The sequence below is a fragment of the Candidatus Poriferisocius sp. genome (genome assembly GCF_965214065.1).
Classification (GTDB): domain Bacteria; phylum Actinomycetota; class Acidimicrobiia; order Acidimicrobiales; family Bin134; genus Poriferisocius.
This window is the reverse complement of record NZ_CBDCAT010000027.1, coordinates 480,433-494,888: the sequence shown is the minus strand read 5'-3', so window position 1 is coordinate 494,888 and position 14,456 is coordinate 480,433. Positions and strand designations below refer to the sequence as shown.

Below are 14,456 nucleotides of genomic sequence, written 5' to 3'. Positions count from 1 at the left end.
GGCTCGATTCTACGCAACCGGCTCGTCATCCCCCTGTCGCCGCCACGCCTCCTCTGCCAACGACACAACTTCCCTCACCGGCAGCCCCAACAGCTTCGAGGCTCGCACTGCCTCATCGTGCTCCACCTTCACCCGACCAGTGCCCACTTTGACGCGAACCCGCCGCCCATCCACATCTACCTCATGCTCGAACCGTGACCGAGGCCAGCGCTCGATCAACTGCCCCCGAACTCCCAGCGAGCCGGTCTCATCGGCCAACGTGGCCGCTACCTGATCGCCCACTGCAGGATCAGCCAAAGCGCTCACCGTGTACGCGGGCCGTCCTTTCTTCATCACGATCGGCGTAATCCAAGCATCATGAGCCCCCGAGTCCAACAACGAAGCCACCGTGTGAGCCAACGTTTCCCCGGTGGCGTCATCCACGTTGGTCTCGAACAGCATCACTGGCTGGCCCTCAGGGCGCGCCGCCGACATTGTGCCCACTACCACCTGGGTGAGGTTGGGGCGGTCTTCCATCTGGTTGTCGCCCGCGCCGAACCCGGCGGACGAGATCGTCATCGACGGCATGGGGCCCCAACCTGCGGACAACGCAGACAAGATCGCTGCCCCGGTAGGCGTAGTCAGCTCCAGTCCCACATCCAGCCCAAACGTGGGACACCCCACCAAGAGCTCCACCACCGCAGGCGGCGGGTTGGGCAGTCTCCCGTGGGCACTGCGAATCATCCCTCGCCCACAGGCCACTGCACTGGAGTGGACCTCGTTGATTTCCAGCACCTCCAATGCGGCGCACGTGCCAACCACGTCGATGATGGCGTCCAGACCGCCGACCTCATGGAAGTGGACCTGCTCGAGCGGACGGCGGTGCAGCTTCCCCTCGGCTCGCGACAGGGCGTCGAACACCGCCAAAGCCCGGTCGGCCACCCGATCGGGCAGCCTGGCCTCTCCGATCAGCGCGTTGATGTGGCTAGCCGTGCGCACCACCGAGGTCTCCTGGGCGATAACCCTCACGTCGGTGGCCGCAATGCCTCCCCGCTGGGTGGGTTGAGCTTGTAAGTCCCACCCTCCCACGGGCAGCAATTCGCATATGTCCCGCACGTCGGCCACATCGGCGCCGGCGTCGATCAACGCCCCCAGCGCCATGTCGCCCGCGATCCCGCTGAAGCAGTGAAACCAGGCAATGCGGGCCGGTTCAGACATCGCTTGCTCCGCTCAACCCCGCATCCGAAGCTGCCCGCTCCCTCGACTTGAACAACCGCAATACTGCGCAGGCCGCGCCGAAGCCGTTGTCCACCCCCACCACGGTCACCCCCGCGGCACATGAAGACAGCATGGCCAACAGCGCAGTGACACCCTCCAGAGAGGAGCCGTAGCCCGCACTAGTGGGCACCGCCACTATCGGCGCCGCGGTAAGCCCGCCCACCACAGAGGCCAACGCCCCCTCCATTCCGGCCACCACCACCACGGCATCGGCCGATTCCAGCGCCTCTGCCTCCGCCAGTATCCGGTGGAGCCCGGCCACCCCTACGTCGTTCAGCCGCCGCGGGGCCAGTCCATGAGCAGCCAGCACCACCCCGCACTCGTCGGCCACCGGCAGATCGGCGGTGCCCGCCGCGGCCAGCACCACCCGCTCGGACCTCGGCGGCGCCGGCCGCCAGACCACGGTGGCGTCGTAGCGCTCTCCCTCGGGGTTGACGGTCAACGCGGCCGAGGCCTGCGCGGCCGACGCCCGGGTCAACAGCACCGGCCCGGATGGTCGGGCCACCAGCTCCCTCACAATGGCGGCGCACTGCTCTGGCGTTTTGCCCGGCGCGTAGACAACCTCGGCCATCCCTTGTCTGAGGCTGCGATGATGGTCCACCCGGGCAAACCCCAAATCGGCAAAGGGCAGGCGGCGCAATTGCCGGACTGCGTCGTCAGCGTTCACTGTGCCATCGCGCACGTCTGCCATCAATTGCCGAACAAAAGCCTCATCCACTACCACTATCCTGCCCTTCTGTGACTGCTTCTGCCCGATCAGCCAGCCAAGTGGCCTACCTGGGACCCCCGGGCACGTTTACCGAAGAAGCGCTTCTCACCCAATCCGACTTGGCAGATGCCGACCATCTCTTGTGCCGATCAATCCCCGAAGTCCTTGGCGCGGCCGCTGATGGCCGGGCCGATCTGGGTTTCACCGCCATCGAGAATTCCATCGAGGGGACGGTCAACGTCGCCCTCGACGCTTTGATCTTCGAGCACAATCTGCTCATCCAGCGAGAAGTGGTCATCGACGTTCGCCTCCACCTATTGGGTTATTCCGGCACCTCGATGGACGAGATCCGCCGGGTGATCAGCTTCCCCGTCGCAACCGCCCAGTGCCGACGCTATTTGACCGAGAACCTCCCCCACGCCGAGGAGATCGCGGCCAATTCGACCGCCGCCGCGGTTCGCGATCTCGCGGTCTCCAACGACAAGACCGCCGCGGCCATCGGCACTGCCTTGTCGCAGCACATATACGGGTTGGACATGATCGCCACCGACATCGAGGACCACCCGGAGAATCAAACCCGCTTCGTGGCGGTGTCCCGCTCGGGGGTACCCACCTCCACCGGACACGACAAGACCTCCATTGTGGTATTCCAGCGGGCCGACCGGTCGGGCTCGCTCATGGGCATCCTCGCCGAATTCGCAGCCCGTTCCATCAATCTCACCAAGCTGGAGTCTCGCCCCACCAAGAAGGCGCTGGGTGACTACTGCTTCCTAATCGACCTCGAAGGCCATGTGGCCGACCAGTTGGTGGCCGACTGCCTCACCAGCATCGTGGCCAAACACGGCGAGGTGAAGTTCCTCGGCTCCTACCCCACCAACACAAGAGGAAATGAAGAACAGAGCGCCGCGGCCACCACGGCATGGGCTGAAGCTCAGAGTTGGATCGATGATCTGCGCGGCCAAGTGGGGAACCCCTGACTTGACAGGTTCTAATAACATCCATTAGCACTAGAGCCACATCGCCCCACGGACGCGGAGGAGACCATGGAGTTCGGCATTTTCGTCAACGGCTACATCCCTGGGCCAGCAGCCCACGACACCGAGGCTGAGCACACCGCTTTGATGCGGGAGGCCCACTACGTCATCACCGCGGACAAGTACAACTGGAAGTACGCGTGGTTCGGTGAGCACCACTGCCTCACCGAGTACAGCCACATGTCGGCCCCTGCCCCGGTCATGGGTTATGTGGCAGCCCAAACCGAGCGGATCCATCTCTCCACCGGTATCACCAGCCTGCCCACCGCCAAGGAGCACCCGGTGCGCATCGCCGAGCGGGCCGCCATGCTCGACCACATCACAGAGAACCGCTTCGAGTTCGGCACCGGTCGAGGCGCGGGCAGCCACGAGGTGGCCACCTTCGGCGGACTGACCCCGCCCGAGACCAAGTCGATGTGGGACGAGGTCATTCGGGAGATTCCCCGCATGTGGGAGCAGCGCGACTACTGCTTCGAGGGCGAGCACTTCTCGGTGCCCAAGCCCCACAACGTGCTGCCCAAACCCCACGGCCCCGGCCATCCCCCCATCTGGGTGGCGTGCGGCAACCCTCCCACATTCGCCAAGGCCGGGTCGCTGGGCATCGGCGCCATCGCCTTCAACTTCGAGCCCATCTTCAACCTCAGGGGCCGGATAGACGCCTACAAGGAGGCCATCCAGAGCCCGGTGGAGCAGATCGGCCAGTTCAAGAACGACAACTTGATGATGACCAACGCGGTCATCTGCTTGGAAGATCGGGAACGGGCCCGGGAGATCGCCAAGTCCAAGGGACGGGGCTATCTGGTTACCATGGTGAACCTCTACCACGACACCATGCCCAAGTCCCCCGACGCCATCACCTGGCCCTCTACACCCAACCAGATCGAGTGGACCGACGAGATGCTCGACGGGGCCATTGCCGGCGGCTACATGTTGTGCGGCAACGCCGAAGAGGTGTGCGAGCAGGTGGCCCGCTACCAGACAGTCGGCTGCGACCAGGTGGTGTTCGGCTTGCCCGGCGAGGGCATGGAGCACGATGAGATCGACGAGATGCTCGAAGTGTTCGGCACCAAGGTGATCCCCGAGTACGACCCCGACCCGGTCCACTCCACCGACCGCTACCGGGCCACCGCCCAGCGCCGATATCCCGACTTCGAGTTCCCGCTGCCCGACGGCATCGACGTGGAACTCATCCCCGAAACCGCCATATTGCCCCTGGGCCCCGGCAAGTAGCCCGACCGAACTGAGGACTAGCGGCTGTGCCGCGCGACGCCACCGAAACCCGAGCCCGACTGATCGCCGAGGCCGAACGCCTGTTCGCCGAGCAGGGCATTTGGCGGGTGCGGGTGCAAGACATCGTGGCTGCCGCCGGGCAAAAGAACAGCTCGGCACTCACCTATCACTTCGGCTCCCGTAACGGTGTGCTCGACGCCATTCTTCGGGAGCACGGTGAGCCCATCGACCAAGACCGGGGCGAAGTGTGGGCCGCTTTGGATGACGACCAAACGCCCGCTCTCATCGAGGCGCTGATTCAGCCCCTCACCCGCCGGCTGGCCACCGCCAGTGGTCGGTGCTACCTGCGGATCGTGGCCCAGCTCAGCGCGGAGTTCAGCCGCTGGGATTTCGATCCCACCCATGTGCCGGCAAACCTCAACGCCATCTTGCGGCTGTTGCGAGATTGCTCATCGGTTGACGACAAAGCCCAACGAGACGAACGCGTTCTGGGCATGATCCAGCTGATGACGGCGTCGCTGGCCGAGCGAGCCCGCCGCATCGAAGCAGGCGATCCCCTCGCCACTGAAGACAACGTGTATGCCGCCAATCTGGTGGACATGTTGACCGGGATTATCGAGGCACCCTCTCGGACTGCGGCCGGGACAGCACCGCAAAGCGCCAGCCGGTAATTGGCCCCAGTCACCATCGGCTTTGTCAGGCCGTTCGCACTGCTCTGATGCATCCCCGGCCGCCCCAATAGGCCATGCTTTGGGCATGAATCGATTTGAAGACAAAATCGCCATTGTCACCGGCGCGGCTTCCGGCATCGGACGGGCCACTGCTGACCGTCTGCGCTCAGAGGGCGGCACCGTAGTAGGCATCGACCGAGATCCGGTTGACGACGTTGACCTGGCCATACAGCTGGACCTGCTCAACCAGGATGCTATCGCCCCCACCGTCGCCCAGGTCATGGATGCCTACGGCCGCATCGACGTGCTGTGCAACATCGCCGGCATTGGCCATTTCTCCCGGGACGAAGACGAAACCCTCGAACGGTGGAACCGGGTTATAGGGGTGAACCTCACCGGCACCTATTTCATGTCCCAAGCCTGCTTGCCCCACTTGCTCGAGTCCCAGGGCAACATCGTCAACACCGCCTCCACCGCAGGCACCCACGCCCAGCCGTGGAGCTCTGTCTACTCCGCCTCCAAGGGCGGGGTCATCGCCCTCACCCAGACCATGGCAATCACCAACGGGAAATCGGGCCTGCGGGTCAACTGCGTCGCCCCTGGCGGAGTTGAGACAGCAATCGGGGCGCAGTTCACTCCTCCCGAAGACGTGGATCTCACCCTTATGACCCGCATCATTCCCTTTGAGCGTGCCGGACAACCTGCCGAGCTGGCCGCAGCTTTCGCCTTTCTGGCCAGCGACGATGCCAGTTATTGCAATGGGATCGTTATCAGGGCTGACGGGGGGACAATGACATGAACCGCAAAACACCGCCCCTCGGCGGCCTTCGCATTATTGAGAGCTCGCTGCTTGGCCCCGGATTCCTGACCACTTTCTTGTCCGACCTCGGGGCCGACGTCATCAAGGTTGAGCCCCCCCAAGGTGATTACATCCGCCAGATGACCTGGCCCATTGTCAATGGGGTCTCGCTGCTGCATCTGCACACCCACCGGGGCAAGCGCAGCATCGTGCTCGACCTGCGCCAGCCCGAAGGGGTGGAACTCTATTTCGACTTGGCCCGCAACGCCGATGCCGTGGTTGAGGCCATGAGGCCCGGTGCACTGGAGCGGCGGGGCTTGGGCTACGAGCAGCTCAAGGAAGTGAACCCCAAGATCGTGTTCGCCACCATCAGCGGATACGGCATGACCGGCCCCTATAAGGACATGCCCAGCCACGGCATCGCCTATGACACGTGGGCCGGACTCATCCCTCCCACATACGACGACGAGGGCTTCTGCCGCATCCCGGAGATGCCCAACATCGGAATCAACATCGCCCCTCTCATCGGCGCGTTCGCCCTGCTAGCAGGAATTATCCGAGCTCGGGAAACCGGCGAGGGCTGTCGTCTCGAGCTGGCCCAGTCCGACGCAGCCGCCTACATGGACTGGTACCGCATCGAGACTTGGAAGGCCTACGAACGACCCGAGGACGAGGTGACCGGCAACCCCTCTGACGACTATGAGCGCCGAGCGCCCGGCCTGGCCGGCATGTGGGAAGGCGTCCGCTACCAGATGTACGAGTCATCCGACGGCCACGTGCTGTTCATGGCCTCCGAACAGGCCTTTTGGCGCAACTTCTGCGAGGCCCTCGATCGGATGGACCTGTTCGACCGTTGGCCGGGTTCGAAATACGCCGACCACGCCCGGGGCAATCTGGAGTTGCAACGGGAGCTGCGGGACATCTTCCGCACCAAGAGCAGCGCAGAGTGGCTGGAGTTCGGCGACCGGGTGAACACCCCCATCGCCCCGGTGAACAACGCCAAGAACGTGGTCGACGACCCGCAATTCCAAGATCGGCTGCCGCTGTTCTCCGTCGATCAGGTAGGTTGCGAGCAGCTCCCCCTTCCGGTCAAGTTCTTCGACGAGGAGCTCCCAACCCCCACCCACGCCCCCACCGTCGGCCAGCAGACTGAGGAGGTGCTGAGCGAGTTGCTGGGATTGAGCGGTGATCGGCTGGCCGCCCTGCGGGACCAGGGCATTCTCGGATGACCGAACCCGCCTCGGCTGATACGGTCGATGCCGAGCTGCTGAACGAGTCCGTTGAGCTGGCCCGGGAGGCCGGACGGCTCACGCTGGACTGGTTCAACGATCACGAGTTGTCGGTGGGGCGCAAGGATGACGGCTCCCCGGTGACCGAAGCCGACAAGGCGGCCGAGGCTCTTCTTCGGGAGGCTTTGTCCAAGCAGTTCCCCGATGACGGCGTGATCGGCGAGGAGTTCCCCGAAGAGCAGGGCACATCGGGGCGAACCTGGATCATCGACCCCATCGATGGCACCCGCAGCTTCGTCCGGGGCGTGCCCCTGTACACCACTTTGCTGGCCCTGATCGATCAGCACGGCCCGGCCATTGGCATCGCCGCTGTCCCACCTCTCGACGAAGCGGTATGGGCCGGCCGAGGCCTGGGCTGCTATCACAACGGCCGCCGCTGCCAGGTGAGCTCCCAAGATGACTTGGGCCGGTCGTATCTTTCAGCATCGGGATTCGAATGGTGGCCCGAGGGCGCCTTCCCCAGGGTGAGCCAATCCGGAGCTCGAATGCGCACCTGGGGCGACGGCTACGGCTACGTCCTGGTGGCCACCGGCCGGGTCGACGCCATGATCGACCCCGGCCTAAACCTCTGGGACATCGCCCCCATGCTGGTTATCGTCCCCGAAGCTGGTGGCCGCATCACCCAGTGGAACGGCAGCACCACCGCCAGCGCCGGCGACTGGCTAGCCAGCAACGGTGCCATCCACGACGACCTTCTCACTCGTCTGCGCGGCAACTAGGCGCCAGAAAACTCCTCACAGACAATCTTTTGCCCTTCTAGAGCATCCAAGAACTCGGCTGCGTCCACCACCTCCGCCAAACCCATGGCCCCAATCTGACGCAACTTTTCTGCTGCAAATAGCTCGATCGCGCTCACCAAAACTGCGGCTGTAACGTTTCCCGGCGGTGCCGAAGCGCCCAAGATCCGACCAGTCCACTTCTGGCCCTTCTGCCCTCGTATCTCAACCCTGACCGCCCCCAGCTTTCCCTCGGGATGCGGTGGTCGCAGCATGGGCAGCCAAGAGCTGAAGCGATCCCGGCGAGTAGCTGCCATCCGAGCAGTTATTCGATTTGCACCGTTGAACTTTCGAGCCAGCAACATCGGGTCCGGCAGCGCCGCCCGGTAACAGTCGGACGCGTCCACCGGGCTCGGGAACCAGCACAACTCCCGACCCGAGCCCCCCGGTCGCTGCTTCCACCCGCTGCGCCACTCCAACGCCAGAGAACTCAGAGCCTTGTGGTGCTGGCGGGCACAAGCTGGCCCCCCGGTGCCGAACTTGGCGACATGCACCTCAGTCACGCGATCGAATTCAGCAGCCGCTCGAACGGCCAAAACATCGGTCAGCCCAGGAGCCATGCCCACCCCGGCCACCACCAACGCGTCCTGGCGCTGGGCTGCGCCGTGCATGTCCAACAACCGTCTGACATCGGCAACTGAATCAGACGTGGAGAGAATTACTCTGCCCCGGGACAAGAACCGACGGGCCAACCGGGCTTGACTCCCTGATGCAGTGGCCAGCACCACCACATCGGCTGAGTCGTCAAGGCTGCCAATGGTGACCGGCAAGCCGTATTTCTCCGACAACTGCCAGGCCTGGTGGGGATTGCGATCAACTATGGCCACCCGCCCGACCGGGATAGACGGTGCGTTGGCCAAGCTCTCGACCACCCCTGCGCCGACGACGCCCGCGCCAACAATCAATATGTCCATGCAGCTCAGTAGAAGCAGCCAGAATTAGCTATTGCCGCTGATCTGGCGCCAGCCGCCCGACTGAGGCGGCGCTCCTCCGGTTCCCCGAGCGCGCAAGATGGCCGCAATAGCAGCCGCCCCGGCTAGAGCAACCAAGGCTCTCCGCAGAATCTTCACATCTCCCATCCTAACGAACCCCAGTTCAGCCGCAACCGGGCTTGAAATGGGGAGTGTGGGGCTAGCTGGATTCGAACCAGCGACCTCACCCTTATCAGGGGTGCGCTCTAACCGACTGAGCTATAGCCCCCAGCCGGACGGCAAGCCTACTTACGGGCAATCCAGTTAGGCCAACGAAATCGAGGTGGTCGAGTCCGAGGCCGTTGCCGAGCCGTTTCCTCCTCAATGACCGTGACCCTCATACCCCCGGTCAAGTCGCTGATGAGGTTGAACAAAACGCACAACAAGACATTGAAGAAGGTGCCCGCCACCACTAGCACCAGTCCGCCGACGGCAAAGCCCCGGAATATCTGGTTGGCGTTGAACTTGAACTCTTGCAGCGCGAACAACTCCTCAATGAACGACTCGGTGTCGTCCACCGTGCCCGACCCCACCGCGATGCTCCACAACATCACTCCGGCCAGCATGACGATCACCCACAAACACACATAGAAGATCAATGAGATCTTCAGCACCGACCACGGCTCGATGTGCCGTATCACCCGGCGCACCCTGCGGGCCTGCAACCGCACCGCCCGCCGGTACTCCCTCGGGGTCACCTTCACCGGCTGGCGCGCCGAGGCTGGAGCGGGCACCGGCGCAGCCGGAGGGTCGCTCACCCGACCGGGGTCAATGGACACGACTCGAAGTGTACGGGATCGCCGGTCGGAAAAGATTGGCACTGCCACCACTTCGGAGGCAGAAACTCGGCTCTGGCCGCTGCGGTAGCCCCATCCCGGCGCACCACCACCTCTGTCTGGTATCCGTCTCTGGTCAACGAGGTCAGCGTCGCTCCGTTAGCCGCGGCAATTCCCGGCCCGGCTGACGGTTCCGCCGCCGCGGCCATCGCCACTGCATCTGCTATAGACGTCGCTCGGGCCCGGCGAACAGCGTCGGCCCCAAGATGTCCCAACAACACCATCGCCATTCCGATTAACGCCAACATCCCCACACCCAAGACCGTGATCGATCCCCGCTCGTCCACAAGGCTGCTCCATAGTCATCTCACGGGGGAAGATTTAGCTCAGAGAAGACTACTCCTCGTCCTCTGAAGCGGATAAAACCGGTGCGATGGCTGCCAATGTCTGATCCTCCGTCAGGGTCATGACTCGGACGCCGGCGGCATGGGCCCCTTGTACCGAAACCGATGAAACCGGGATCCTGATGGTTGCCCCGTTGGAGGCCACGGCGAAAACCTCGTCATCCGGGGAAACCACCCGGGCCGCCACCACAGCCCCTCGTCCCCCGGGCAGCTTCATGGCGATAACCCCCTGGCCGCCCCGGCGCTTGGCCCGAAAATGCTCCAACGGCACCCGCTTGCCAAAACCCTGATTAGTGGCCAGCAGCATCTCTTCTCCAGGCTGTACGGCGCTGGCCGCCACCACCACGTCATCGTCCTTCAGCCGCATCCCCCGCACTCCGGCCGCGCTACGCCCCATAGAGCGCACCTCCGACTCGGGGAAGCGCATGAGCCGGCCGGATTCGCTAACCAAGCAGATATCATCGCCTCCCCCGGTGGGTAGGACTCGCACCAGCTCGTCGCCCTCTCGCAGATTGATGGCAATGAGCCCCCGAGACCGAGACTTGTCGTACTCCAAGAACCGGGTCCGCTTGACCACGCCGCGGCGGGTCACAAACAGCAGATACCGCATAGTCTCGTAGTCCCGGGTGTCGATGACCGCGGATACGGTCTCGTCTGGAGCTAGATGCAGCATGTTTACAATGGCCATGCCCCGGGCGGTACGGCTGGTTCGGGGCACCTCGTGGGCTTTGATGCGGTACACCCGCCCCATATTGGTGAAGAACATCAAGTAGGCGTGGGCGGTGGTGTGGATGAGCGTGGCGATGTAATCGCCGTCTTTCAGGTTGGCGCCGATAACTCCTTTGCCGCCTCGACCCTGGGTCTTGAACTCGTCGGGCGCCACCGTCTTGACGTATCCCGCGGCGCTGAGGCTGAAGATCAAGTCTTCGTCGTCGATCAGATCCTCGATGTTGATGTCGCCGTCGTCGGCCATGATCTGGGTGCGCCGATCGGTGGCAAACTCCTCTCGAACCTCCAGTAGCTCTTCTCGGATCACGGTTCGCAGCATGGCGTCATCGGCCAAAATGGCCCCAAGCTCCACGATCAGTGCTCGCTTCTCGGCCAACTCGTCATTCAGCTCTTGGGTTCCCAGTTGGGTGAGCCGACCCAACGCCATGTCGAGAATGTGGTTGGCCTGGATTTCGCTGAATTCGAACTGCTCGCCCATCAGCGTGGCCCGAGCCGCCGTCCGGTTCTCGGACGCCCGGATCGCCGCGATGATCGCGTCGATCATGTCCACCGCCCGCACCAGGCCCTCCAGGATATGTTCCCGGCGGCGGGCCTCATCCAAGCGGAACTCGGTACGCCGACGTACCACCTCTTGCTGGTGCCCCGCGTAGGCCGCAAGGCAATCGCGCAAGGTCATGGTCCGCGGCACGCCGTCGGCCAACGCCACCATGTTCACCGGAAAGCTGGTTTGCAGCGGCGAGTACTTGTACAAGTTGTTGAGCACCACTAGGGCGGGGGCATCCCTCTTCAATTCGAACACGAGCCTTGTTCGCCCCTTGGCCGACTCGTTGTGGATCTGGCGGATCCCTTCGATCACCCGCCGATTCACCAAGTCGGCCACCTTCTCCTCTATGACCTCTGCACTGGTTTGGTACGGAATCTCGGTGACCACGATGCGGGTACTGGCACCGCTCTCCACTATCTCAGCCGAGGCCCGCACCTTAATGGTTCCCTGACCGGTGGCGTAGGCGTCGCGGATGCCCTGATAGCCCATGATGCGACCTCGAGTGGGAAAGTCAGGGCCTTTCACAAATCCCATGAGGCTCTCGTTGGTGGCTTCTGGGTTCTCCAACAGGTGGTTAACCGCGTCGATGACCTCGCCTAGGTTGTGAGGAGGAATGTTGGTGGCCATTCCCACTGCGATTCCCTGGCTGCCGTTCACCAGAAGATTGGGGAACCGAGCGGGCAACACCTTCGGCTCCTGCTCGGAGGCGTCAAAGTTGTCGGCAAAGTCGACGGTCTGCTCATCGATGCCGTCCAATAGCCGCATGGCCAGCTCGTGGAGCCGGCATTCGGTGTAGCGCATCGCCGCTGGCGGATCGTTGGGAGATCCGAAGTTCCCGTGGGGATCGATCAGCGGGTGCCGCAGGGAAAAACTCTGCCCCAGCCTCACGAGGGCGTCGTAGATGGCCTGATCGCCATGGGGGTGGTACTTACCCATGACGTCACCCACCACTCGGGCACATTTCACATACGGCCGATTGGGCCGGGTCCCCTGGTCGTACATCCCCCAGAGGATGCGGCGGTGGACCGGCTTGAGCCCGTCACGCGCATCGGGTAGCGCTCGAGCGGTGATGACCGACATGGCGTAGTCCAAAAACGACTGCTCCATCTCGGTTTGGATGTCGATGTCCTGAATTGAACCGACGGTTGCCCCTTCAGACTCTTGAGAGGTATCAGGCTCGTCGGGCACAGCAATCCTTTGCGCTCATATGTCCAAAAAGCGGACGTCTTTGGCGTTGGTTTGGATGAATTGCTTGCGGCGCTGCACGTCTTCCCCCATCAGCTTGGAGAACACCTGATCGGCCACCGCGGCCTGTTCCACCGAAACGCGTAGCAGTGTGCGGCGAGCTGGATCCATGGTGGTGGACCACAGCTCTTCGGAGTCCATCTCGCCGAGGCCCTTAAGCCGTTGAAACTCCCCGCTATGCTTGGAGTTCTCCGCCAGAAATGCCTCCTTGGCGTGGTCGTCTTTGAGGTAGACCTTCGATCTGCCCACCTCGGTGGAATACAGCGGCGGCTGGGCGATGTACACCTGGCCTCGCTCTACCAGCTTGTGCATCTGGCGGTAGAAGAACGTGAGCAACAGGGTGCGGATATGGCTGCCGTCCACATCGGCGTCAGCCAAGAGAATCACCTTGCCATAGCGCACTCGGGACTTGGCCTCGGGAACACCCTCCTCCTTCTCTTTGGCGCCGTTGCTATCCGCGATATCGAAATCATCACCAAAACCCGCTCCGATGGCCGCCACCAGCGCCTGTATTTCGGTGTTGCGAAGCATCCGGTCGGCCTGTACCCGCTCCACGTTCAAGATCTTCCCCCGAATGGGGAGAATGGCCATGGTCTTGGGGTCTCTGGCGTCCTTAGCCGAGCCGCCTGCCGAGTTGCCCTCCACGATGAACAGCTCGCATTCGTCGCGAACAGTAGAAGTGCAGTCCACCAGCTTTCCAGGCAGTCCGGCACCGTCCAAGGCCGACTTGCGCCGAGTGGCATCCCGGGCCTGCCGGGCCGCCAACCTGGCCTTCTGGGCCTGGAGACACTTGGTCACAATCTTGCGGGCGTCAGCAGGGTTCTCCTCCAACCATTCGGACAGCTTCTCGTTGGTGGCCCGCACCACCAGCGAGCGAATCGAGGCATTCCCCAACTTCGCCTTGGTCTGGCCCTCGAACTGCGGATCCCGCAGCCGCACGCTGACGATGGCCGTCAAACCCTCCCGGATGTCCTCTCCGGCCAAATTGTCGTCCTTTTCTTTGAGGTGCCCCTTGTCCCGGCAGTAGCGGTTGATCACGCTGGTGAGCCCGGTGCGAAAGCCCTCCTCGTGCATACCCCCCTCAACAGTGTTAATGCCGTTGGCAAAGGAGTGCAGGCCGTCGGTGTTGTAGCCGGTGTTCCACTGAAAGGCTACCTCCACTTCGTCGCCGACCTCCTCTTGGGCGAAGAAGCCGACCTCCTCAAACAACGCGTCCTTCGAACTGTTTACTTCTCGGACGAAGTCGCTGATGCCATCTTGATAGCAATACACCGTCCAGTCGGCACCACCAGTGCCGTTAGATCGCAAGTCTCGGAACTTGATCTGCAGGTCGCGGTTCAAAAAGGCCATCATCTGGAGTCGCTCCAGCAAGCCCTGGGCCCTGAACCGCACATCATCGAAGATGCTTTCGTCGGGCCAGAAACTGACCGTCGTGCCTGTGCGACCGTCGGGGCTGGGACCTGCCACGCGGAGCTTCTCGGTGATCTCCCCACCGTCGGCAAATGACATCGTGTGTCGCTGGCCACTCCGATCAATCTCCACCTCCAGCCGAGTGGACAGAGCATTCACCACCGACACCCCCACCCCGTGCAGACCGCCCGACACCTTGTAGCCATTGCCGCCGAACTTGCCGCCGGCATGCAAGAGCGTAAGCACGACTTCTACCGCAGTCATGTCGGGATGCTGGGGATGGGCGTCGACGGGAATGCCACGCCCATCGTCCCGCACTTCGCATCCGCCGTCAGCCAAAAGGGTCACTTCGATGGTTGAGCAGTAGCCAGCCATGGCCTCATCTACGGCGTTGTCCACCACCTCATAAACCAAGTGGTGCAACCCGGTTACCGATGTCGACCCGATGTACATGCCAGGACGCGTTCTAACCGCGTCGAGGCCTTCCAAGATAGTTATGTCTTCAGCTCTATAAGACTCAGACGTGTCAGTCACGAACTGGCTTTTCTGCCCAGTTAAACGGGCTTCGTGGGTAGGTCGGGCAGACGCTTTTGCCGGGTTGTTCGCCTTGCG

The 14,456-nt window shown here is 63.0% G+C and carries 12 protein-coding genes and 1 tRNA gene; 6 read left to right on the top strand and 7 right to left on the bottom strand.

The window, feature by feature from the left end:
- Nucleotides 1–9: 9 nt before the first annotated feature.
- Together larC and larB are read right to left on the bottom strand one after the other, a co-directional pair.
- Complete coding sequence (gene larC, locus ACOOGG_RS08610; protein ID WP_420434277.1) at nt 10–1,197, bottom strand: nickel pincer cofactor biosynthesis protein LarC; 1,188 nt, start codon at nt 1,195–1,197, stop codon at nt 10–12.
- A complete protein-coding gene (gene larB / locus ACOOGG_RS08605) occupies nt 1,190–1,975 on the bottom strand; it encodes a nickel pincer cofactor biosynthesis protein LarB (protein WP_420434275.1) in 786 nt (261 codons plus the stop codon). Before larB ends, larC begins: the two co-directional genes overlap by 8 nt.
- A 20-nt stretch (nt 1,976–1,995) precedes the next feature.
- Between larB and pheA the strand changes: the two genes are divergently transcribed.
- From pheA to ACOOGG_RS08575, 6 genes are all read left to right on the top strand, one after another.
- Entirely contained in the window at nt 1,996–2,943 is a 948-nt protein-coding gene (gene pheA, locus ACOOGG_RS08600; RefSeq protein ID WP_420434273.1) for a prephenate dehydratase, read from the top strand.
- A 66-nt stretch (nt 2,944–3,009) separates the two neighbouring features.
- Nucleotides 3,010–4,230, top strand: coding sequence for an LLM class flavin-dependent oxidoreductase (locus ACOOGG_RS08595; protein ID WP_420434271.1), 1,221 nt, complete (start codon nt 3,010–3,012; stop codon nt 4,228–4,230).
- Between the two features lie 26 nt (nt 4,231–4,256).
- Complete coding sequence (locus ACOOGG_RS08590) at nt 4,257–4,901, top strand: TetR/AcrR family transcriptional regulator (RefSeq protein ID WP_420434269.1); 645 nt, start codon at nt 4,257–4,259, stop codon at nt 4,899–4,901.
- Nucleotides 4,902–4,986: 85 nt separating this feature from the next.
- Nucleotides 4,987–5,700, top strand: coding sequence for an SDR family NAD(P)-dependent oxidoreductase (locus ACOOGG_RS08585; RefSeq protein WP_420434267.1), 714 nt, complete (start codon nt 4,987–4,989; stop codon nt 5,698–5,700).
- Entirely contained in the window at nt 5,697–6,929 is a 1,233-nt protein-coding gene (locus tag ACOOGG_RS08580; RefSeq protein ID WP_420434265.1) for a CaiB/BaiF CoA transferase family protein, read from the top strand. The genes ACOOGG_RS08585 and ACOOGG_RS08580 overlap by 4 nt, the downstream gene beginning before the upstream one ends.
- Nucleotides 6,926–7,708, top strand: coding sequence for an inositol monophosphatase family protein (locus ACOOGG_RS08575; RefSeq protein ID WP_420434263.1), 783 nt, complete (start codon nt 6,926–6,928; stop codon nt 7,706–7,708). Before ACOOGG_RS08580 ends, ACOOGG_RS08575 begins: the two co-directional genes overlap by 4 nt.
- On the opposite strand, the gene ACOOGG_RS08570 is transcribed toward ACOOGG_RS08575, so the two are convergent.
- From ACOOGG_RS08570 to ACOOGG_RS08550, 5 genes are all read right to left on the bottom strand, one after another.
- Nucleotides 7,705–8,679 (bottom strand): NAD(P)-binding domain-containing protein, encoded by a 975-nt coding sequence (locus ACOOGG_RS08570; protein ID WP_420434261.1) that lies wholly within the window; start codon nt 8,677–8,679, stop codon nt 7,705–7,707. The two genes, ACOOGG_RS08575 and ACOOGG_RS08570, sit on opposite strands and share 4 nt — an antisense overlap.
- A 212-nt stretch (nt 8,680–8,891) precedes the next feature.
- Nucleotides 8,892–8,965 (bottom strand) — tRNA-Ile (locus tag ACOOGG_RS08565).
- Nucleotides 8,966–8,981: 16 nt separating this feature from the next.
- Nucleotides 8,982–9,515, bottom strand: a complete 534-nt coding sequence (locus ACOOGG_RS08560; protein ID WP_420434259.1) for a DUF3566 domain-containing protein — start codon at nt 9,513–9,515, stop codon at nt 8,982–8,984.
- 393 nt (nt 9,516–9,908) lie between these two features.
- Entirely contained in the window at nt 9,909–12,377 is a 2,469-nt protein-coding gene (gene gyrA / locus ACOOGG_RS08555; protein ID WP_420434257.1) for a DNA gyrase subunit A, read from the bottom strand.
- A gap of 15 nt (nt 12,378–12,392) precedes the next feature.
- Nucleotides 12,393–14,378, bottom strand: coding sequence for a DNA gyrase/topoisomerase IV subunit B (locus ACOOGG_RS08550; RefSeq protein ID WP_420434255.1), 1,986 nt, complete (start codon nt 14,376–14,378; stop codon nt 12,393–12,395).
- Nucleotides 14,379–14,456: the final 78 nt, after the last annotated feature.

Coding starts and splice junctions, on each gene's coding strand:
- larC (WP_420434277.1), bottom strand. CDS start 1,197: ATGTCTGAACCGGCCCGCATTGCCTGGTTTCACTGCTTCAGCGGGATC.
- ACOOGG_RS08595 (WP_420434271.1), top strand. CDS start 3,010: ATGGAGTTCGGCATTTTCGTCAACGGCTACATCCCTGGGCCAGCAGCC.
- ACOOGG_RS08585 (WP_420434267.1), top strand. CDS start 4,987: ATGAATCGATTTGAAGACAAAATCGCCATTGTCACCGGCGCGGCTTCC.
- ACOOGG_RS08580 (WP_420434265.1), top strand. CDS start 5,697: ATGAACCGCAAAACACCGCCCCTCGGCGGCCTTCGCATTATTGAGAGC.
- ACOOGG_RS08575 (WP_420434263.1), top strand. CDS start 6,926: ATGACCGAACCCGCCTCGGCTGATACGGTCGATGCCGAGCTGCTGAAC.
- ACOOGG_RS08570 (WP_420434261.1), bottom strand. CDS start 8,679: ATGGACATATTGATTGTTGGCGCGGGCGTCGTCGGCGCAGGGGTGGTC.